11 protein-coding genes are annotated in these 19,761 nt (G+C 69.5%); all 11 read left to right on the top strand.

Translation table 11 applies throughout. The features are described from left to right. Nucleotides 1–3 precede the first annotated feature (3 nt). Entirely contained in the window at nucleotides 4–396 is a 393-nt protein-coding gene (locus HUA75_RS08475) for a GPW/gp25 family protein (protein ID WP_141643590.1), read from the top strand. A gap of 7 nt (nucleotides 397–403) precedes the next feature. Next, nucleotides 404–2,707 carry a baseplate J/gp47 family protein gene (locus HUA75_RS47870; protein WP_174486071.1) on the top strand — a complete coding sequence of 768 codons (2,304 nt, stop codon included), beginning with the start codon at nucleotides 404–406 and terminating at the stop codon, nucleotides 2,705–2,707. Continuing rightward, nucleotides 2,708–5,479: a phage tail protein gene (locus HUA75_RS08465; RefSeq protein WP_174486070.1), complete on the top strand. Its 2,772-nt coding sequence runs from the start codon at nucleotides 2,708–2,710 to the stop codon at nucleotides 5,477–5,479. It begins immediately after the preceding gene. Next, on the top strand, nucleotides 5,476–6,924 hold the full coding sequence (locus tag HUA75_RS08460) for a hypothetical protein (RefSeq protein ID WP_174486069.1): 1,449 nt from the start codon (nucleotides 5,476–5,478) through the stop codon (nucleotides 6,922–6,924). Before HUA75_RS08465 ends, HUA75_RS08460 begins: the two co-directional genes overlap by 4 nt. Nucleotides 6,925–6,927: 3 nt before the next feature. Next, nucleotides 6,928–8,214: a hypothetical protein gene (locus tag HUA75_RS08455; protein ID WP_174486068.1), complete on the top strand. Its 1,287-nt coding sequence runs from the start codon at nucleotides 6,928–6,930 to the stop codon at nucleotides 8,212–8,214. Nucleotides 8,215–8,256: 42 nt separating this feature from the next. Next, on the top strand, nucleotides 8,257–9,216 hold the full coding sequence (locus tag HUA75_RS08450; protein WP_174486067.1) for an IPT/TIG domain-containing protein: 960 nt from the start codon (nucleotides 8,257–8,259) through the stop codon (nucleotides 9,214–9,216). Between the two features lie 9 nt (nucleotides 9,217–9,225). Further along, nucleotides 9,226–11,733, top strand: a complete 2,508-nt coding sequence (locus HUA75_RS08445) for a vWA domain-containing protein (protein WP_174486066.1) — start codon at nucleotides 9,226–9,228, stop codon at nucleotides 11,731–11,733. 112 nt (nucleotides 11,734–11,845) lie between these two features. Continuing rightward, nucleotides 11,846–13,879 (top strand): hypothetical protein, encoded by a 2,034-nt coding sequence (locus tag HUA75_RS08440; protein WP_174486065.1) that lies wholly within the window; start codon nucleotides 11,846–11,848, stop codon nucleotides 13,877–13,879. A 14-nt stretch (nucleotides 13,880–13,893) separates the two neighbouring features. Continuing rightward, nucleotides 13,894–15,957, top strand: a complete 2,064-nt coding sequence (locus HUA75_RS08435) for an ATP-binding protein (RefSeq protein WP_174486064.1) — start codon at nucleotides 13,894–13,896, stop codon at nucleotides 15,955–15,957. 12 nt (nucleotides 15,958–15,969) lie between these two features. Next, a complete protein-coding gene (locus HUA75_RS08430) occupies nucleotides 15,970–19,308 on the top strand; it encodes a hypothetical protein (protein ID WP_174486063.1) in 3,339 nt (1,112 codons plus the stop codon). Nucleotides 19,309–19,333: 25 nt separating this feature from the next. After that, nucleotides 19,334–19,756: a hypothetical protein gene (locus tag HUA75_RS08425; protein WP_174486062.1), complete on the top strand. Its 423-nt coding sequence runs from the start codon at nucleotides 19,334–19,336 to the stop codon at nucleotides 19,754–19,756. The last annotated feature ends 5 nt before the right edge of the window (nucleotides 19,757–19,761 follow it).

The following is a 19,761-nucleotide window of genomic DNA, read 5'->3' as shown; positions in this document are numbered from 1 at the left end:
TCCATGGACGCCGGAAAACTCATTGGACGCGGCCTCGGCTTCCCTCCTCGCGTGGGGCCGGATGGGCGCATGCAGTGGTCCGAGGGTGAGCGCAACGTGCGTGAAGCCATTCAAATCATCCTCGCCACCGAGCAACGCGAGCGGCTGATGCTGCCGGAGTTCGGCGCGGGGCTCGGGCGCTTCCTGTTCGAGCCGAACACCGTCACGACACGGCATCAAATCGCCGATCGCATCAACCGGGCCCTGGCGCAGTGGGAGCCCCGCATCGCGGTGGAGTCGGTCAGCGTGGACGCGGACCCGCAGGACGCTCGGGCCGCCACCGCGACCATCACCTACAAGCTCGTGGCCACCGGCGCACGAGAGCGGCTCAACCTGAGCGTCACGCTCGCGGGGTAACGACATCGTGCCACTCACCCTCCCGCCCATCGATGACCGCAAGTACCAGCAGCTCCTCGACGAGGCGCTGGCACGCATCCCCATCCACAACCCCGAGTGGACCAACTTCAACAAGTCCGACCCGGGCGTCACGCTGCTGGAGCTCTTCGCCTTCCTGACGGAAAGCCTGCTGTACCGCGCCAACCAGATTCCGGAGCGCAACCGGCTCAAGTTCCTCCAACTGCTCGGCGTGCCGTTGCTGCCGGCCGCGTCCGCGCGCGGGCTCGTCGCCTTCCGCAACGAGCGCGGCGGTCCGCCCCAGGCACTCACGCTGACGGAGGGCGTGGAGGTCCGCGCCGGCCAGGTGCCCTTCCGCACCGAGCGCGGCCTGGACGTGCTGCCCGTGGAGGCGGCGTGCTTCTACAAGCGGAGCGTCGCGCCCGAGGAGCGGGTGAAGGAGTACTACCAGGAGCTCTACGCCTCCTTCACCGCCACCGCGCCGCCGCCCGCGCCGCTCAACGAACTCCAGTTCTACGAGACGACGCCCTTCTCTCCGCGCGGCACGGAGCCGTTGGACCTCAACACCGAGACGCTGGACAAGGCGCTGTGGGTGGCGCTGCTGCTGCGGCCCGCGGACCGGAAACTCCCCGATGCGCTGACACGGGCGAGGGAGGAGCTGAAGGGCAAGGTGCTGACGGTGGGACTCGCGCCCGCCGGTGGCTCCGAGGGACGAGACTTGGTCCCCAATGGACAGGCGCGGCCCGTGGGCTCGGCGGTGCTCCAGTTCCAGCTTCCCCGCTTGCCCGTGGACGGCAAGCTCCCGGAGGACCCGGCGCTGCGCAACGCGAGCTGGCGCACCCTGGTCACCTCGGAGATGCCTGGCGAGCCCTCCGTGGTGGACGTCCCCCTGCCCTCCACGCTCGGCGAGCTGGAGCTGTGGACGAACCTGGATCCGCTGGAGGCGGGCACCCGCGACTTCCCTCCCTCGCTCGACGACGAGGAACTGGAAGCGCGCGTCATCACCTGGGTGCGCATCACCGCTTCGGCGCCGGTGACGACGAAGCTCCTGTGGGCCGGCATCAACGCCGCGCCCGTGTCCCAGCGCGAGCGCGTGACGAGCGAGCTGTTGCCCACGGGCTCGGGCGAGCCGGACCAGGCGCTGAAGCTGTCGCGCGCGCCTGTGTTGCCGGGCTCGGTGAAGCTGAGCGTCACGGTGAATGGAATCACCGAGACGTGGGAGGAAATCGATGACCTGACGAGCGCGGGCCCCGAGGTCTCCGTGCCGGACCCGCGCCTGCCGCCCGGCTCGCCGCGCCCCGCGCGGACACGCGTGAAGGTGTTCCGTCTGGACGCTGAGGCGGGAGAGCTTCGCTTCGGTGACGGTGCCCACGGCGCGAGGCCGCCGCTCGGGGCCACGCTGCGCGCCGACTATGACCACGGCGTGGGTCGCGCCGGCAATGTGGCCACGGGCACGGTGGCGAGTGGGCCCGCGCTTCCCCCAGGCATCCAGGTGGCGAATCCGCTGCCCACGTGGGGCGGCTCCGACGCGGAGGGCGTGCGCGAAGGAGAGCGGCACATCTCGCGGTTCCTCCAGCACCGGGACAGGCTGGTGACGGCGCAGGACTTCGAGGCGGTGACGCTGCGCACGCCCGGTGTCGCGGTGGGCCGCGTGGATGTGCTGCCCGCGTTCCACCCTGCCCTCTCGCCCAACGAGCCAGGTGATGCACCCGGCGCGGTGACGGTGTTGGCCATTCCCCGCGCGGAGCCTGATGCGCGCGAGGCGGAGGGGCCGGACACGTTCCTCGATGCGATTGCCTGCTGGCTCTCGCCTCGTCGACTGGTGACGACCGAGGTCTTCGTGCGCCGCCCCCAGTACAAGCCCGTCTGGGTGACGGTGGGCCTGGAGGTGGTGGCGGGAGTCTCGCAGGCACAGGTGCGCGAGGCGGTGAAGGCGGCCCTCGTCGAGGTCCTGTCGCCCCTGCCCCCCGAGGACGCGGAGTTGCTGGAGCAGACGGTGTCGCTGGCGGGCGCGAACCTGTCCACGGTGGCCCGGCGTGGCTGGCCGCTGCGCAAGGCGGTGGTGTCGCTGGAGCTGGCGGCGGTGGCCAGTCGCGTGGCGGGCGTGGCGCTGGTGCGCGGGGTGCGGCTGGGGCTGGCCACGGGCACTCAGCAGGACCAGATACCGATGACGGGGCTCCAACTCCCCCGGCTCGCCGGACTCTCGGTGGCCGTGGGTGACGCGCCCTCGCTCGACGACCTGCGCGGCACGTCCGTCACGACGACGCAGCGGCCGTTCGTCTCGGTGCCCATCGTCCCCGAGGAGTGCCGATAGATGGATGCCAACGGCGCTCGCTTTCATCTGCTGCTCGGTCGCGACGACTGGGGCCGCTGCACCTCGAAGGGCCGCGTTCTCTCCGAAGCGTGGAGCGAGGCGTCCGGCACCGGCGCGGACGTCGCGTGGGACTCATCGCGCTCGGAGGTGTCCCTGCGCGCGGAGCTGTTCCGCTTCATCGCCGCGCCGCGCGACGTACCTCCCGTGCTGGAGGACCGGCGCGGCGCCGCGAAGGACCGCTATGGCAACGTCTACTGGGTGGCTCTCGACGGGCGCACGCTGAAGGTGCTCTCCAGCGGTTCGAGGCAGACGAGTGACTTCTGGCCCGTCACGCCCGAGGCAGCACCCGTCTCCGGCACGGGCGGCTTCGGCCCGCTGATTCCGCCCTCGCTTCCCACGCCCGAGCTGCTCGGAGCCATGGCCATCAGCGGGCATCACTACCTGGTCGTCGGCACGCTCGCGCCCGCGGGGCTGCTCGTGTTCGACCTGCACTCGGGCGGCCCTCCGGTGCGACACCTGTGGCCCACGGGTGTGCCCTTCGCGCCGTGGGACATGGCGGCCACTCCCGATGGCGGCGTGGTGGTGCTGGACCGTCAGCACCGCCGCCTGTGGCGACTGGACGCGGGCTTCCGCGTGGTGCGCACGGGCGTGGATGACGTGCTCTCCGCGTCACGGGTGGAAGCCTTCCAGCCCCTGGCCGGAGGACCGACGCGAACGATTCCCGCCGTCACCTTCCCACGGCCGGTGACGCTGGATGCGTCGACGCCCGTCGCCGCCCAGGACCCCATCTCCGTGGAGGTGCTGCCCGACGGCCACGTGCTCGTGCTGGACCGGGGCACCGAGGACAGTCGCCTGCTGGTCTACCGCGACGGCGTCCTGACAGGTGCCCCCGTGCCGCTGGAGGTCGATGGCCTCCTTGGCGACAACAGTCCCGCGTCGTCGTACGTCCTGGTGGCGCATGACATGGCGCTGCTTCCGGCCGGGTCGGATGGCTCGGTGGGCCGCGTCGTCGTGGTGGGTCGGGACGGCAACCAGGCCTTCGCCTTCGAGCTGCACACCTCGGAAGGCGGTGACCTCGTCGCGGTGGCGCAGCCGGAGTACCTGCCGCTGCGGTTGTTTGGCGGAAAGGCGCTCATCGCCTCGGACGGGCAGGCCCTCTACGACTTCGCGGACACGTTCATCCCGCTCGTGGCGCAGCGACGCCCGCGCTACGTGTCCGAGGGCACGCTGCGCACGCCCGTGCTCGATGGACGGACGCCTGACTGCGTGTGGCATCGGCTGCTGTTGGACGGCTCCCTTCCGCCCGGAGCACGCATCGTCGTGCGCAGTCGCGCGGCCAATGAGCGCTCGGACCTGGAGGCCCTTCCCTTCAGCGAAGAGCCCGCGCTCTACAAGCGAGGAGCCGGCTCCGAGCTGCCCTTCACCACGACGGCGCGGGGCGAGCACCGGGGCACCTTCGAGGTGCTCTTCCAGCGCGCCAGGGGCCGCTTCGCGCAGGTGGAACTGGTCCTCCAGGGAGGCGGCGCCGCGACTCCGCGCATCCACGCGATGCGAGCGTGGTACCCGCGCTTCTCCTACGCGGAGCAGTACCTCCCGGGCCTGTACCGACAGGACCCTGAGTCGGCCAGCTTCCTGGACCGCTTCCTCGCGAACCCCGAGGGACTGCTCACGCCCCTGGAAGACCGCATCGCCGCCGCACAGGTCCTCTTCGACGCGAGGAGCGCGCCCCCGGAGGCGCTCGAGTGGCTGGCCTCCTGGTTCGGCGTGGCGCTGGACCCGGCCTGGGACGAGACGCGTCGCCGTCTCTTCCTCCGTCACACGCTGGACTTCTTCCAGTGGCGAGGCACGCCGCGCGGCCTGCGCATGGCGCTGCGCGTGGCCCTGGACGACTGCCCTGACGCGTCCATCTTCACCGACGACACCGAGCCGACGCGCGCCCGCTACCGCATCGTCGAGCGCTTCCGCACCGCGCGCACCCCGTTCCTCTTCGCGACGGACACCTCCGAGACGGGAGGCATCCGCATCCAGCCCGCCGCCACGTCACGCCGCTGGGAACCGTCCCAGGGCATCGCGAGGCTGCTGGAGCGCTATCAAGCCGCGCTCTCCGACGCGGGTGTGACGGCGGCGTCCGATGCGCTCCCCTTGCGTGAGCCCACCCAGGCCGCGGTGGCCACCGTGTGGCGAGCCTTCATGCAGGAGGCGCTGGGCTTCATCCCGGCCGCCACGGCAGCGAGCGCGCCGCGCTGGCTCGACTTCCTCACGCGACGCTATCGGACGGTGCAGGCCCTCAACGCGGCGCATGGCACCACGCTGACGGACTTCACGCAGGCCGTGTTGCCAGTGACGCTGCCCGGGGACGGTCCGGCGCAGTCGGACTGGTACCACTTCGAGACGGTGGTGCTGCCGGTGCGTGCGGCGGCCCATCGCTTCACGGTGGTGCTGCCCGTCCCACGAGGCAGCGCGGCGCAGGAGCAGCGCGCGCGACAAGAGCAGGCGATGCGGGTGGTGGCGGTGGAGAAGCCGGCCCACACCGTGTTCGACGTGAAGTTCTACTGGGACATGTTCCGCGTCGGCGAAGCCCGCCTGGGCGTGGACACCCTGGTCGATCTGGGCAGCCGTGCCCCCGAGCTGATGCCCGCCATGCGGCTCGGACGCGAATACCTGGCGGAAAGCCATCTGGCCCCGAGACCACCCCAGGACGCCGCGGACCGGCGAATCCTGGGGCGGGACTTGCTCGGGCGCCGTGAGACCCACGGGAGCGACATCCAATGAGCACCTTCACTTCCACGTCAGTGCAGCGCGCGCCGGCCGACCCGACCAGACACGTCAACTACGTGCTCGGCATGGTGCTGGGCGTGGACGACTTCACCCAGGAGTTCGCCTACCTGTCGGAGCGAGACAGATGGCTCGCGCGCGACCTCCTCGGCTACGGCACCGCCTGGGGCCTCGCCGTGAGTCACGGCACCGGCACGCGCGGCCCGGAGGTGCGCGTCACCCCTGGAGCGGCGCTGACACCGCGAGGACAACTGGTCCGCGTGACGCCCACCCAGTGCGCCGCGCTCAACGACTGGCTCATCGCGCGCGGCACGGAGGTGGATGCCTACCTGCGTTCCGGCAACCGGCTGACGGTCTACGTGGTGCTTCGTCACCGCGACTGCCTGACGGACCCGGTCCCCGTGCCGGGTGAGCCGTGCCGCACCGAGGACGACACCACCGCGCCCTCGCGAGTGACGGACGACTTCCACCTGGAGCTGGCGCTCCAGCCGCCCCCGCCTCCGCTCGAGGAGAACGCGGTGCGCGACTTCGTGCGCTGGCTGCGGCGGAACATGAACGTGGTCTCCTCCTCGCCCACGCCCACCACCCTGGAGCAGTTCGTCACCCTGCTGCGCGGCTCCGTCGTCCCCTCCTCGCCGGTGTCACCCGTGGACGACTACGTGCTGGACGACCCGCCCGGTGGACCCGTGCCGGTGCTGGAGACGGACGTCGAGTCCTTCCTGCGCGAGGCGTCGCGGCTGTGGGTGACGGAGCTGCGTCCCTTGTGGCGGACGAACTGGCTGGGCGAGTCCCAGGGCTGCACCCAGCCGGTGTCTCCCGCGCCGGAGTCGGCGAACGACGGCGTCCTCCTGGCGGCCGTGGACCTGCCGTTGGTGCGCGAGCTGGGCACCGGCCCGTGGAAGGTCGACGCGGCGGGCACGAAGACGGTGGACGAGACACAGCGGCCGTACCTGCTGCACCAGCGCATGCTCCAGGAGTGGCTGCTGGCGGGGCTCGCCCGTGACGCCTCGGCGGTGCACCACCCGGACAACCTGCCGCCCTACTCCCTCATCGCGGCGGGCATGATTCCCATCGACGACACCTCCACCGACGTTGGCTACAACGGATTGAAGGCGACGAAGGTGGACGTCGGGCTCGTGACGCTGAGCTTCGACGGCTTCGCGCATCAGCCGGACCAGTGGCGCTACGTGGTGAAGGCGACGCTGGTGGAGCCGCAGAACGGACTGGTGACGCAGCCCTCTGTCACCTTCGTACGCGCGGACGCGGATGGACTGCTCCTGAAGGTGCGGGAAAAGGACGCCCTGCTTCCCATCGCCACCCTGCGCAAGCTGGGCCTCATCGTGGAGGTGAGCCAGTACGCCGTCCCCGCGAAGAAGAAATCCTCCAGTGGCGACGCGAAGCCGAAGGCCCGCGTGAGCGCTGGCACGGAAGGCACGAGGTAGGCCATGCGCATCGACCTGGACACCGCGTTCCTCGAGGACGGCATCCGCTCGACGAACTTCTTCAACGGCCGGCTGCTGTCCGCCGAGGACCTGAGTCAGGAGCAGACCGCCCACGAGGCGGCCCTGGGACGACACGTGCGAGCCATGGGCGAAGGTGTCGCCCACGGGCTCACGGTGTCCATCGCTCCGGGAAGCACCGTGTCCTCGCCGCTCGTCACGGTGACGGCGGGCCTGGCGCTCAGCCGCGCGGGCCACGCGCTGGAGCTGCTCCAGCCGGTGGAAGTGTCCCTGGTGCGAGGCCCCTCCAACAGCGGCAGTGGCGCGACGGCCACCGCCACGGGCGGCTTCGAGACCTGCGCGCCGGGCAGCAGCGACTACGTGTCCGGCACGGGCGTGTACCTGCTGGTCCTCTCGCCCGCGTCCGGCCGCGAGGGGCGCGCACCCGTCAGCGGCCTGGGCGGAAATCCCTCCTCCGGCTGCGAGGCGAAGCGGCGGGTGGAGGGCGTGCGCTTCCGGCTGCTGGACTTGAAGCTGACGGCGGCCCAACTCTCGGACGAAGCGCGGCTGCGCAACCGGGTGGCCCACCTGTGCCTGGGCACGTCGGACGCGGCGAGCCGCGCGTGGATGGTGAATCCCTTCGGGCCCGCGAACCCGCCCTATGGCCTCATCGACAAGCTGCGGCCCACGGCGCTGACGCCGTGTGACGTGCCGCTGGCGGTGGTGCACTGGAAGGCGGGCGTGGGCCTGCGCTGGGTGGATGCCTGGGCCGCGCGACGCCGGCCCGCGCGCGTGGCCACGCCAGAGCGCTGGGGACTGGGGCTCGAGGACCGCCGAGCCACGGAGGGCGAGGCGAGCTTCCTCCAGTTCCAGGAGCACCTGGACACGCTGCGCACCGGGACGCCGGAGACGGTGCGCGCGCTGGACCACTTCGTGGCGCTGCCCGCGGTGGGCCTGTTGCCGCTGGAGGGCATGACGGGCGCGCGGGGCTTCACGTACACGAAGTTCTTCGACGGGCTCACGTATCCCCCCGAGGCGCCGGTCCACGTGGAGGGCTCGCGGCTGCAAGCCCTCTTGAGGATGTCGCTGGCGTATCCGCCCGTGGACCTGGTCCGCAAGGAGCCCTTCCTGTGGCTCTACCTGGTCCACGAGAACCACCTCGCGCAGAGCGACGCGAGCACACCCCGGCCCCAGCCCTATCTCGTCTTCGCCAGTGGCTACCTGCCCTACCTGGGTGACGCGCGGTCCGACGCCGCGCACTGGCACTTCGGCAACTACGCGCTGCCCCGCTGACCTTCCCACCTTCCATCTCTCGCAGGCCGCGAGGAGACCCCGATGGCCGACCCACTCAACCTCGTCAAGCCCGGCGACCTCATCAGCGCCGAGCTCATCAACGCAATCATCCAGCTGCTCAACGCGCTGGCCACCACGTCGGGTGGGCCCAACGTGGTGCCCAACCTCTTCAGCCGAACGCTGCTCGACGTGAAGGCGCTGCTGGCGCAGTCCGGCGGCAACCTCCAGCTCGCCCTGTCGATGGATGCCTCGGGCCTGGTGGTGAACCTCAATGACCCGAAGAACAACGCGCGGCCGGTCATCGGGCAGATTCCCACGCCGGGCACCCGGGTGCCGGACGGCACGGGCATCCACCTCCTCATCGCAACCATCGCCGGCTCCACGCCCACGCCTCCGGCGAAGCCCATCATCAGCGGCTTCTCACCCCTGACGCCGAACATCGGGACAGAGGTGCAGATCGTCGGCGAGAACTTCGATGCGGTGCGCACCAACAACACGGTGACGTTCGACGGGACCGTGGCCGCGCCGCCCTCGAACGCGAGCTCGCGCTACTCGCTGTTCGTCGTCGTTCCCTCCGTCGCCAACCCGCCCGCCGCGGGTCAGCAGAAGACCGTGACGGTGGTGGTGTCCAACCCCGCGGGCACGACGTCCTCGCAGCTCATCATCCTGGGACCCACGGGAACGCCCCTTCCGAGCATCACGCCCTTCAGCATCGCGAACGCGCCCTTGGGCGGCGAACTGGTCATCAACGGGCAGAACTTCGGCTCCACGCTGACCAACATCCGCGTGTTCTTCGATGACCAGCCTCGGGATGGCACGTCGGGCACACCCATTGGCGTGCAGCCGCTCGGCACGTCCACGCTGCCTGGCCGACTCGTCGTCACCATCCCCACGTCCCTGACGGGCATCAACCTCCCCGGGGACAGCAAGTTCATCAGCATCAAGGTTCGCGTGGGGACAGCCATGTCTCCCACGCAGGCACTCGAAATCTACAAGCCCTGAGGTCCACACATGCCAAGACATTCCAAGAGGCTTTCCTGGCTCGCGGTCCCATTCCTGCTGGGTGCGCCGGCGTCGCTGGCCGCGACGCACGAGCTCGACATCTCCGCGCCCGCGACGACGATTCCCATCACCCGCGTGAAGGTAATGCTCGAATCGAGCACGCCGATTCCGAATGGCGCGACGCTGACCTTCGCGACGCCGACGGGCGACAAGGACGTGACGGTGGGCGGCGGGCCGACTCCCCTTGGAGACCCGCTCACGGGCGATCAGGTGGTGATCACCGGCGGCGGAACGAACGCCATCCTCATCGACTACAAGCGACGGGACCTCCTCCTCCTGGTGGGCGACCTCTGCAGCATCAAGCCCCCGCAGGATGGCTCCGGGAAGATTCGCTTCACGCCGGACGCGACGAACTTCAACAACCTCACGGGCTATCGCACGACGAGTTTCGCGGCGCCCTCCTTGTCCCAGTGCGAGTGTTCCTCGCGGCGGGTCAAGGGGCTGACGCTCTGGACCCAGCCTCCCCCGGGCGTGGACCGGGGACGCATTCCCATGGACGTGGCCCTGGTCCTGGATCGCTCCGGGAGCATGCTCTCCACGACGCCAGGGGACCCGGCCAACGTCGAGAAGTGGCTCGCGCTGCAGAGCGCCGCCGAGCAGTTCATCCACTTCTGGGAGGTCGAGGGATTGGATCCCCTGAGTCAGACGGGAGGCACGGGCCTGGGCAAGGACCGGCTGGCGCTCGTCTACTTCGAGAGCGACTCCGAGCCGACCCAGTTCAACGGCAAGCTGTTCGTCGAGCGCGCCCCGGCGTTGATGGATGGCGGGCACCCGTGGGAGCAGGCCGTCAGCCATGTGAATGCGAACGTCACCGCGGGCACCACGGCGATGGGCGGCGGCATCCGGGATGCCCTCACCGCCTGGCAGGCGGACATGGTCAATGACCTGACGCTCGTGGTGATGACGGACGGCATGCAGAACGTCAACCCGATGGTGAAGGACGGCACGGGGGGGGACACGGGCTTCAAGGTGCTGGAGGTCGCGCCTGGAGCGGCGGAGCGCCTCACCAGGCACTGCGTCCCCATGCTGACCGTGGCGGTGGCCAGCGGCGCCGTGCCGTACGCGGACCTGATGAACGCCATCTCCCAGCAGACAGCGGGGCAGAGCCACCTGACGACGAGCAGCGGAACGACGACGGCCTTCGCGCAGCAGTTGGTGACGGCGCTCAAGGGCAACACGCTGTCCACGCTGCTCCAGAGCTCCACCACCCTGCCCTCGGGAACCAACACCGCCAGCCGGTCCGTCGATGTGGACGGCACGGTGCAGAGCCTCTACGTCAACCTGGGCTGGTTCACGACGAGCCCGCGCGGGCAACCCGTGACGCTCAAGGTGACCGCGCCGGACGGCAGCAACCCGAAGCCCGTGGCGGTGAAGACGGGCCGCAGCCATGTCCTGAACCGCTACGACTTTCCCAAGGCGGGTCCGGTCGGCAAGTGGCAGCTCACGGTGAACCGCATCCCCGGGACGGCGAGCCCTGCCATTCCCTACCAGCTCGGCGCGTATGTGCAGGAGAAGAGCCTCGACTTCCAGCTCTCGCTGGACAGGCTCCGCCACTCCGCCGGCCAGCCGCTCAACGTCGTCGCGCAGGTGTCGTTCGACGGCAAGCCGCTGGAGAACCTCAACAACGGCGAGCTGACCGTCCTGGTGGAGACCCCGAATGGGGCGCTGGGCACGCTGATGCACGAGACGCGCGGCGAGGGACGCGGCGAGCAGAGTCCGGACCCGGTGTCGCCGTACCAGGGCAAGCTGGACACGCTGATGAAGGACCCCGAGTTCCTGAAGAAGATGGGCACCACCGTCGGCAAGGATGAGCTGGTGCTGAAGGAGACCGCGCCCGGCATCTACAAGCTGGAGTTCAAGGACACGCAGACGCCTGGCACGTACCGCTTCCACTTCCAGCTCTTGATGAAGGGCCCCAGCGGAGAGCCGCTGCGGCGCACGGAGATTGTCGAGACGCAGGTGGACGTGCTGCCCTCCGGCTCGAAGACCGACGTCCAGGTGACGAGGGTCGACACGGGCAGCTACGTGCTGGTGCTGACGCCGCGTGACGCGCTGGGGAACTACGTGGGCCCGGGCTTCGAGGACCGCGTCGTCGTGCAGATCAACGGCAAGGGCCGGCAGGCCCCGGCCACCACGCCCAAGCTCGACGGCACCTACGAGGTCCGCCTGAGTGGGATTGCCGAAGGCACTGAAATCATCGTGCTGGTGAACGGGACGCCCGTGGCCAAGGGGCCGGTGACGAAGCTGGAGCCGGTGGAGCCGCGGCCTCCGGACAACGGCACCGGGCGTGATGGCGGAACGGGTGGAGGGGATGGAGGCTCGGGACCTCCCGTGCCGCCTCCCGGGGAGGGCTGCCCGTGCAAGCACACGCGTCCGAGTGGTTCCACCGGTGTCCTGGGGCTCGTGGCCCTGGGGTTCCTGGCGAGCCGCCGCCGCAAGCACCACGACGGGGATTGACGTCTGGCTTCTGGGAGCCCCTGGCCACGGGGCTCCTGGCCCGGCCGGAAGCACACGCACATCACGAAGTGGAAGCGGACGCTGGTGTCGAACCCAAGAGGACGTCGCGACGATGCATGAGCAGGCGGCACGAGGCAGGACGGTCATCCAGCGGCTGCGGCTGCGCGGGGCGGAGCTGGAGCCGCTCTCGGCGCGGCTGCGGCTGGAGGCCGTGCTGGCGGGCGCCGACCTGCTTCCACCGGGGCTTCCGCCCTCCGCCACCGTGTGCATCCGCCGATTGATGGACCCGAAGCCCGGGGTGCTCCCCTTGAATCAGCAGGCCCTGCGCCCGCCCGCGGCGTGGAACGAGGCGCTGTCCTCGGTGCTGCGAGAGCAGGTGGCTCGTGCGGCGAGGCCCGCGCATGGCGTCGTTCCACCTGGCGCGGAGGCCGTGCTGTTCGCGGACCCCTCCGAGCTGCTGGCGTGTCTGGCGAGCGATGTAAGCCGGGGCCTCGCGAGCGCCCACTGGTGGTGGCGGGGATTGTTTTCCAACGCGGACCTGTCCCGCACCGTCGTCACGGAATGGCTGCGCGCACCCGAGTACGTCCCGAGCGCCCTGGAGTTCCTCACCCGGCGACGCGAGGTCCGTGCCGTGGTGTCGTTGTTCACGCCGCCGGAGGCCCGGGCCCTGCTCACTCGCGTGCTCCAGGTCCACGGGCTTTCCGCCGCCGCCCTCGACGCACCTTCGCGAGATGTGGGCGGCGAACGGCCCACGGTCCCCGCGAGTTCCCCGAGCACGTTGAAATCGGATGGAGCGGTCCTCGCGACAAGCGCCCCATGGGAGTCGTGGGCACCTGAAGCGCGGACATTGAAGGACTCACGCGAGCACGGTGCGCTGCTCGGAGTCGCGCTCACGCTTCGGCGCGCTCCCGTGGAGGCACGTCGTTTGGAGTTCCTCCCCGCCGTGGGCATCTGGCGAGATGCTCACGAGGCGCTCGCGGTCCCCTCTCCCTTCGCACCCCACGAGGCTCGGCACGCGGCCCCGCCCGAACCTGTCGTGGCCAGCGTTCTCCCAAAGCCACACTCCGAAGCAGCTCCCGACGACACCGAATTCGCGCCCCCTGTCGACGACCTCCTGAAGGGGCCCGGTCTGGAGACATCTCCTTCCGAGGGCGCGACGACAAAGCAATCCGCATCCCGAGGCGAGGCAACGACGGCGGACGAGGGGGTCCTGGAGCGTACGGACACCCACGGCGTATCGAAGGCCATCGAGTCTCCGCCGAGCGATGGGCGCACGCTGCCTCGTCACGCCTCGCCAGCCTCCGCAACTGAAGACCTTTCGCGGTCCCCCGTGCACACCACGACACCACCGACGCCACTCCGAGAGCTCGAGCCACCCTCCGGACGCGCGTGGGGACTGCCCTTTTCCACCCGACTCGGCGGCCTCTTCTATCTGGTCAACCTGGGCCTGTTCCTGGAGCTGTACGGCGACTTCTCGATGCCGGCCCATCCGAACCTTCCCCTATCGCTCTGGGACTTCGTCACGCTCGTGGGCCGGCGCCTGTGCGTGGACCCGCGCCCCTCGGACCCGGTGTGGAAGGTGCTGGCCTTGCTCGCCGGCCGAAAGCCCGGAGCCCTTCCCGGCCAGGACTTCGCGCCTCCCGATGCGTGGCGAATCCCTCCCGCCTGGCTGCGCACGTTCCGCGCGGCGCGCGACTCCCACTGGACCTGGAGCAGTCACGAAGGACGGCTGCGCGTGAGGCATCCCGCGGGTTTCCTCGTGCTGGACGTTCCCTGTGATGAACAGGACGCGGACGTTCTCGTGAACAGAGAGCTGGCGCCCTACTCCGTCGGCTCGGCGTTCACGCTCTCCCGAGGTGACGAGACAGGTCGGCTCGACACCGAGCCCCTGGAGCGCTGGCTCGGATGGCTGGTGCCGTTCTGTCGAGCCCGGCTGTGCCGCGCGCTGGGGGTGTCGTCAGAAGATGCGTCTGCCCTGGACGCGACACTGCTCGCACATGACGCGCGACTTCACGTGACGGAGGGGCATGTGGACGTGGTGCTGTTCCTGTCGCAGCTCCCGCTGGCGGTGCGCATCGCGGGCCTGGACCGCGACATCGGGTGGCTGCCCTCCGAGGGGCGACACCTCACCTTCCACTTCGAGTGAGCCCGAGGCGCGCCATGTCCATCTCCCAGCCTCCTCCCACCGAGTCCCAAGCACACGAGCACTTCAAGCTCTACTTCTTCGCCGCCGCGTCACGCGTGCTGGCCCAGGGTGCAAGCCTGTGCGGTGGCGAGGACTCCCTCCTCGCGCGTTTCCCCTTCCTGGAAGCCTACCGGGCGGAGCTCACCGAGCTGGGCATCGACCCGCATGAAGTGTCGACCGGAGCAGGCCCGTGGGCCGAGGCGATCTCCGCATGGGAAGAGGACGTCACCGAACACCTCCCCCTGCGCGCGCTGCGCCGGGCCGCGCTGTTGGATCATGACACGCTGACGCTCCTGCTCGCGGTGGGCATGGTGGAAGAAGATGCCCGCTTCGGCGCGCTGTTCGCATCACTCCAGGGCACGCCCACGCTCCACCGTCCCACGCTCGGCCTGCTGAACGCGGGCTGGCGCGGCGATGAGGACCGGGGAGAGACGCGCGCTCGGTTGCGCCGCTTGATGGAGCTGGGGCTCGTGGAGGTGTCGGACCGCGAGGCCCCTCGCTCCGAGTGGGCGCTCCATGTCCCTGGCGCGGTCTGGGATGCCCTGCGAGGAGAGGCGCCCGACAAGCCCACGTCGTGGATGAAACACCACCCCTTGGAGGGGCTGGAACAGGACGAGCCGCTCATCATTCCAGAGTCACTCCGCGAGGCCCTGGAACGACTGCCCACGCTGCTCGGCTCCGATGAGGTGCGCGCGCTGGTGCTCCGGGGACCTCGTCACAATGGGCGGCGCACGCTGCTGCGCACCGTGGCCCGCTCGCTCGGACGCGGCGTGCTCGAGGTGGAAGGACTCCAGAAAGGAGATGACCCGCGCTGGCGCGTCGTGGGCCCGCTGGCGACGCTGCTGCACGCGATGCCCGTGGCGGTGACGGACCCGCCTCCAGGCGAGGCCGCTGAGATTCCCGCGCTGGAGGGACTCGACGGACCGCTGGGCGTCGTGCTCGGCCGACTGGGCGGTGTCACGGGAGACGGTGTCGACCGCGCGCTCACGCTGGACGTGGCGATGCCGGGCCCCGACGAACGCATGCTGCACTGGGAGCGAGGACTCGCCGGCCGCGCCTGTCCCGCCCTGGAGACGTTGAGCACGGGCTTCCGCCTCACCCGGGGACACCTCCGACGCGCGGCCCGCCTGGCCCAGGCGCACGCGGCACTCGCGGACCGAGTGCATGTGGAACCCTCGGACGTGCGCGAGGCCACGCGTGCGCTCAATCGACAGGCCCTGGACACCCTCGCCGTGCGCGTGACGACGCCAGGGGATTGGAGCCAGCTCTCCGTCGCGAGCGAGACGTTGCGCGAGCTTCGCCTCCTGGAGACGCGCTGTCGCAACCGCGAGCGCATGGGTGCGGCGGTGGGAAGCGCACTGGCACGACAGCTCACCGCGGGTGTGCGCGCCCTCTTCCAGGGCCCCAGTGGCACGGGCAAGACGCTGGCCGCGCGGCTCGTATCGGCGGCGCTCGGGCTGGACGTGTACCGGGTGGAGCTGTCCTCGGTGGTGAACAAGTACATCGGCGAGACGGAGAAGAACCTCGCGCGCATCTTCGCGCTCGCCGAGGAGCTGGACGTGGTGCTGCTCTTCGACGAGGGCGACGCGCTCTTCGCGCGGCGCACGGGCGTGGGCTCCTCCACGGACCGCTACGCCAACCTGGAGACGAACTACCTCCTCCAGCGCATCGAGTCCTACGAAGGCATCCTCATCATCACCACCAACGCAGCCGACGCCATCGACACCGCGTTCCAGCGGCGGATGGACGTGGTGGTGGACTTCCGCTCCCCGGACGCCTCCGAGCGCTGGACGCTCTGGCAGCTCCACCTTCCTCCCGCGCACGCGGTGGACAGCCAGTTGCTTCGCGAGGTGGCCGCGCGCTGCCAGCTCAGCGGCGGACAGATTCGCAACGCGGTGCTGCACGCCTCATTGCTCGCGCTGGAGGAGCAGGCGCCGCTCGGCTCCGCGCACCTGGAGGCGGGCGTGACTCGCGAGTACCGCAAGGCCGGAGACGTCTGCCCGCTGCGTCGGTCCACCACGCCGTCCCTGCGAGGCTGAGAGAGACCACCCATGCCTCCCGCCCGCGCACCCGCCCGAGCTGCCTCCCGCGCACCCGCGCGAGGAGCGGCGCCCGCGCGCGCGGGGGCCACGAGCGCGGCGGCACCGGGAGGCGCGGCCATCAAGGTCGGCGGTGACGCGGAGAAGGACCCGCGCTTCCGCAAGGTCATCGAGCAGCTCAAGAAGAGCTCCGACAAGACGAAGAAGCATCCTCCCGCGTCGCAGAAGGCCGCGGAGGCGCAGGCCGCCGCCGTGTCCCCGCCCACCGAGCAGCTCGCGGGGGCAAAGGGCAATCAAGTCGACGCCATGAAGGCGGCGGAAGCGCCCAAGACAGAGCCCAACGGTTTCCTCGCGATGTTGCGCGCGGAAATCGAGAAGGCGATGCCGAAGACGCTGGATGACGCCGACAGCTTCATGGAGGGCAACGAGACGGCGCAGGTGAAGGACAGCGTCGCCGGAGGCGTCAGCGAGTCGAAGCAGGCGGCCACGGGCCCCACGGAGGCCGCGACGGCGGCGGCTCCAGACCCCAGCAGCGTGCCCGCCCGGCAGTCCTCGGCGATGCCCTCCGAGCCCGCGCCCGAGTCGCTCCCGGTCAACGGCGCGGAGGCCATGCCCGCGCCCAAGCCGAACACCCAGGTGCAGGCGCTGGAGAAGGGCAAGCAGGACGCCGACCAGCAGATGAAGGACGCGGAGCTGACGCCCGACCAGCTCAAGAAGGCGAATGACCCGCGCTTCTCCAAGGTGATTTCGGAGAAGGGTCAGGTGGAGAAGACCGCCGGAGCCGCGCCCGGCAAGTACCGCGCGAGTGAGACAGGCACCCTGGGTCAGGCCAAGGCGAAGGCAGGCGGAGACGCCCGTGCCGGCGTGGCGCAGATGGCCGGCGTCCGCGTGTCCGGCAACAGCAAGGTGAAGACGCGCCAGCTCCTGGCGAAGCAGAAGGACGAGGCCCGGCGCAAGGAAGTCACCGCGAACATCGAGCGGATGTATCAGCAGACGAAGCAACGGGTGGACTCGCGGCTGTCCACGCTCGAAGCGGACGTCATGCGCATGTTCGACCTGGGCGCCGAGGCGGCCCTGGGGGACATGAAGTCCTATGCGGACCGTGAGATCGAGAAGTTCAAGGACGACCGCTACAGCGGCCTGACGGGCAAGGCGCGCTGGGTGGCGGACCTGTTCCGCCCCGTACCCGAGGGCATCAAGGTCATCCTCGGTCAGGCCCGCGTGCGCTTCGCCTCGAAGATGGATGCGCTCGCGGTGCGCATCTCCACCGCGGTGGACAACCGGCTGGCCCAGGCCAAGGCCGACGTGGACAAGGGACAGGCCGCCATCAAGGCCTATGTCGACAGCCTCCCTCGCGACTTGCAGAGCGTGGGACAAGAAGCCCAGAAGGCGGTGGGCGAGCGCTTCGACGAGCTGAGAAGCGGCATCGACGCGAAGAAGAACGACCTGGCCCAGAAGCTGGCCCAGAAATACAAGGACGCGTTCGACAAGGCGGACGCGGCGCTCAAGAAGTTGGAGGAGGAGAACGCCGGCGCGCTGAAGAAGCTGGCGGACGCCATCGGCGAGGTCATCAAGATCCTCACCGAGTTCAAGGACAAGCTGATGGCCCTGCTCCGCAAGGGCTGGGAGACCATCAAGCTCATCCTCGCGGACCCCATCGGGTTCCTGTCCAACCTCATCTCCGCCATCAAGCTGGGCGTCCAGCAGTTCCTGGGCAACATCAAGGCCCACCTGATTCGCGGCTTCATGCAGTGGCTGTTCGGAGCGCTGGCGCAGGCGGGCATCCCCATCCCCACGGACCTGACGCTGCCGAGCATCCTCAAGCTGGTGCTCGCGGTGCTCGGCATCACCTACGAGCGCATGCGCGCCAAGGCGGCGAAGCTCCTGGGCGAGCGCACCGTGGGGCTGATGGAGAAGGTCTTCGAGCTGGTGCGCACCCTGGTGACGTCTGGCCCCGCGGCGATGTGGGAACAGATGAAGGAGAGCCTCGGCAACTTGAAGGACATGGTCATCGAGGCGCTGAAGACGTGGCTCATCGAGACCGTCGTCAAGCAGGCCATCACGAAGATCATCTCCATGTTCAACCCGGCGGGCGCCATCATCCAGGCCGTCCTCGCCATCTACAACACGGTGATGTTCTTCATCGAGCGCGCCAGTCAGATCATGGCGCTCATCGAGGCCATCATCAATTCGGTGCATGCCATCGCCACGGGAGCGATTGGCGGCGCGGCCAACTGGATTGAGCAGGCGCTGGGGCGCGCGGTGCCCGTGGTCATCAGCTTCCTGGCGCGGCTCATCGGCCTGGGCGGCATCAGCGACAAGATCAAGGAGACCATCCTGAAGGTGCAAGGGATGGTGGACCGCGCCATCGACAAGGTGCTGGCGAAGCTGGTCGCGCTGGCGCGGCGGATGTTCGGGCGCAACCGGGGAACCAGTCGTCCGGGTGAATCCGCCTCCGCGGACCAAGATGCCCGGTTGACCGCGGCCGTGACGGCCGCGAAGGCGCACTTCGCGACACGCGACACGACGGTCGCTCAGGTCGAGGAGAAGCTCCCCGGCATCGCGCGTCAGCACGCGCTGACGTCCCTCAAGCTCGTCAAGGACCGCGAGGGTCGCTACCACGTCGAAGCCGTCGTCAACCCACGCAAGAAGGGCGGCGTCGAGCCCCTCTTCACCAACGAGCAACTCCGGGCCATCCGCCAGGTCGCTCGGGATTTCGCCGCGCTGATACGCACCCGACGCCAACAGGCCGAGTACAGGGCCAACAAGCATGCCTACCTGCTGAATGCCGATCGCGTCACCGTGGGCCGTCCCGTCGAAGCCGCGGGCGAGCACATCGTCGCGAATCTGGCCCACGACAAGGGCCTGTCGGTGATGCGAAACGTCGCGCTTCAGTTCTACGATGCGACGGGAGAGAACATTGGTGGATCGCAGGCGGAGATCGACTTCCTGATTCTCGGTTCGAATCGCGTCGAGGAGATCGTCAGTGCGAAGATGAACCCGGCGCAGCTCAGTGTCTCGCGCGACCGCAGCAACCTCGGCCACTATCAGAGCATGCCGCTGAGCCTCCAGCAGATGATCAACTATGCCACCCGTCATTTTGGCAGCGCGCGGCTCTATGCGAGGGCCGTCGGGGCACGCGTCACCTTCAACGACTATGGAAGTCCGGGCTCCATGCCGATCAGCCAGTTCCGCAGCCGGTACATGGCGAAGACTCCCGTGGACACGCTCTCGGTCAAGGTCCTCAGTCCGGCTCAGCCTGGAGGAGGGCGCACCCCGGATGTGCCGCTCTCCATGACCGCGACCGAGCTGATCGAACAGTTGAGCGCGGAGATCGACAAGCTCTTGTAGGGACTTCGCACCAGGAGGATGCCAGATGGGTCGTCGTCACCAGGTCTTCGTCGCTCCCGGTCCCGAGAACGAAGCGCTCCCCACGGAGCCGTCGCCCTGGCACCAGGGCCGAGAGGTCTACCTCCCCCTGGAGCATTGGCACCTGCTCCTGAACGAGGCCCGGCACCTCGACGCCGCCGAAGCGGCGCGCCTTCAGGAGTGGTCGGGACGGGGAGCCCTGGAGGATGACACCTTCGCGCCCTCGACAGGAGAGCTCGACAACGCGGTGGCCTTCCTGAAGCGCCTCGCGAGCCATGTACGAAGCGCTCCCGCCCTCGTGCCAGAACCCACCGAGGAGTTCCCGGAAGACTTCATCCCCGAAGAACATGCCCGGATGCTCGACTCCGTCACCGCGGTGTTCTCCGAGTCCTTGCAGCGCGGCCAGCCCTTCAGGGCGTGGGTCACCTGAGGCGC

This window comes from Myxococcus sp. CA040A, from assembly GCF_013336725.1.
Lineage (GTDB): Bacteria > Myxococcota > Myxococcia > Myxococcales > Myxococcaceae > Myxococcus > Myxococcus llanfairpwllgwyngyllgogerychwyrndrobwllllantysiliogogogochensis.
The sequence above is the reverse complement of the archived record's forward strand: the minus strand, read 5'-3'. Positions and strand labels throughout refer to the sequence as shown.

Excerpts from the sequence above, each read along its gene's own strand:
- HUA75_RS08455 (WP_174486068.1), top strand. The coding sequence starts at position 6,928 with ATGCGCATCGACCTGGACACCGCGTTCCTCGAGGACGGCATCCGCTCG.
- HUA75_RS08450 (WP_174486067.1), top strand. The coding sequence starts at position 8,257 with ATGGCCGACCCACTCAACCTCGTCAAGCCCGGCGACCTCATCAGCGCC.
- HUA75_RS08430 (WP_174486063.1), top strand. The coding sequence starts at position 15,970 with ATGCCTCCCGCCCGCGCACCCGCCCGAGCTGCCTCCCGCGCACCCGCG.
- HUA75_RS08460 (WP_174486069.1), top strand. The coding sequence starts at position 5,476 with ATGAGCACCTTCACTTCCACGTCAGTGCAGCGCGCGCCGGCCGACCCG.
- HUA75_RS08440 (WP_174486065.1), top strand. The coding sequence starts at position 11,846 with ATGCATGAGCAGGCGGCACGAGGCAGGACGGTCATCCAGCGGCTGCGG.
- HUA75_RS08445 (WP_174486066.1), top strand. The coding sequence starts at position 9,226 with ATGCCAAGACATTCCAAGAGGCTTTCCTGGCTCGCGGTCCCATTCCTG.
- HUA75_RS08465 (WP_174486070.1), top strand. The coding sequence starts at position 2,708 with ATGGATGCCAACGGCGCTCGCTTTCATCTGCTGCTCGGTCGCGACGAC.
- HUA75_RS08425 (WP_174486062.1), top strand. The coding sequence starts at position 19,334 with ATGGGTCGTCGTCACCAGGTCTTCGTCGCTCCCGGTCCCGAGAACGAA.
- HUA75_RS08475 (WP_141643590.1), top strand. The coding sequence starts at position 4 with ATGGACGCCGGAAAACTCATTGGACGCGGCCTCGGCTTCCCTCCTCGC.
- HUA75_RS08435 (WP_174486064.1), top strand. The coding sequence starts at position 13,894 with ATGTCCATCTCCCAGCCTCCTCCCACCGAGTCCCAAGCACACGAGCAC.